At 41.0% G+C, this 1,918-nt stretch carries 1 pseudogene; it reads left to right on the forward strand.

The features are described 5' to 3' along the window. Nucleotides 1-1,918: pseudogene (locus ACFINM_RS09485) on the forward strand (autotransporter outer membrane beta-barrel domain-containing protein); the annotation flags it as partial.

Below are 1,918 nucleotides of genomic sequence, written 5' to 3' on the forward strand. Positions count from 1 at the left end.
CAAATGGCAGCACGGTTACTATCGACAACAAGACTGAGATTACAACATCCAGTGCTTATGGACTCCATGCTGATGGTTCAAAATCCAAGATCACAATGACTGGAGGAACAGTAAGCGGACGGGGTGTAAGCGCATTGTTTGCCGAAAACGGCGGACATATTGATGTCAATGGTATTACTATAACATCGACAGATGGCACCGAAGATGGTGCACGCGCCGATGACTCTGGAAGCATGATTGAATTACATAATACAACGATTAAGGATGTTTCAACAGGGCTTATGGCATACAAAAAAGCTACAATCAAGATGACTGGAGGTTCTATTACGGCTATTGCAATGGGTGCTCTCTTCGGCGACGAAAACAGCGAAGAAAATAAGCTAGAAAATGTGAAAATATCAAGTGGTAAAGACGATGACCAACAACTCTTAGGGGTAATGTCCACTCATAACAGCAACCTTACTTTAAAAAATGTAACAGTTACTCAAGCCAATATAGGCATAGCCTCCGCTGTTAATTCTCAAATAAACGTATCAGGGGGAGAATTTAATGTAAAAACCTCAGGGGTATCTGCTGAGAGTGGCGGCACCATTATCATAAAAGACAATGCTAAAATTAACGCATCTGATGGTAGTGGATTACATGCAAGCGATCCACAATCCCAAATCACAATGACAGGCGGAACAGTATTTGGAAAACAAGCTGCATTGTATACAGAAAACGGTGGACATATCGATGTCAAGGATATTTCTGCAACAGCACAAATCGGTGGTTTGCAAATCATGTCTCTCTTCTACACAGATCAAAATTATCCGCAAAAACGTCAAAGCAATGAAATCAATGTGACTAATGCAGATATCCACGTAGAAAATGGTGCTGGAATTCTTATCGGAGCTTTCACTGACAACGATATCGAAAACAATGCAGACCTATCAATTGGTACAGCCAATATCAAAAATTCAGAAATCCATGCCGATGTTTTATTAGGAAAAGGCGTTTATTGGAAAGACAAAGAGCTTTGGGACTATGTCGGTGCAAACGCCATCTCCAATGGCACCTTCACCTTAAGCGCTGATCAGTCTACTTTAGAAGGCAGAGCGAATATTGCTAAAGACAGAAATGTACGTTTTGATCTGAAAAACAATACAAAATGGACGTTGAAAATTAGCAAAAACGAAAAAGATGCTGATAGCAATCTCCTTGATATCGCTCAAAGATCTCGTTCTGATGTTTCTGTGCTTAATCTCGATAACAGCTCCATTGTTTTTGAGAAACCAACAGAAGATCATTACCAAACATTGCATATAGGTTCTGGTAAACCAGACACGCAAGAAGTCTACAATGCAACGGGTGATGCAAAGATTTACTTCAACACGGCTTGGAGTGATGGTGCTGCAATAAATGACCAAAAAACCGATAGACTTTTGATCCATGGGGATGTCTCTGGCAACACATCAGTTTATGTTTCAGGACGCGTAGAAAAGAACAGTAGTCAAGTAAATACCTCTGCTGCTCCTAATGTACGGGGGCTTTCACTCATTCAAGTTTCTGGAAAAGCAGAAGAAAACTCTTTCAAACTGGTAAATGGCTATACCACAAGAAGTGGCTTACCGGATATGTATACACTACGTGCCTATGGACCAGACTCAAGCCAAGGCAAAGCCGATATTGCACAAAACCTCTTTGATGAAAAGAATAAAAATTTCTGGGATTTCCGTTTGCAACCCGAACTGCTTGGCTCCAATTCTGGTTCAAATCCTGATCCTGAAACAAATATCCCTACCGTTGCCCCTGTACCACAAACCGCAAGCTATTTGGTCATGCCAAATGCTCTCTTCTACAGTGGATTAACCGATATGGCTAAACAAAACGCGCTTTTAGCCAATATCAGAACATCTGTCTTAGGAAAAGAAGAGGA

It is taken from the genome of Bartonella sp. AA168HLJHH, from assembly GCF_042197365.1.
Lineage (GTDB): Bacteria > Pseudomonadota > Alphaproteobacteria > Rhizobiales > Rhizobiaceae > Bartonella.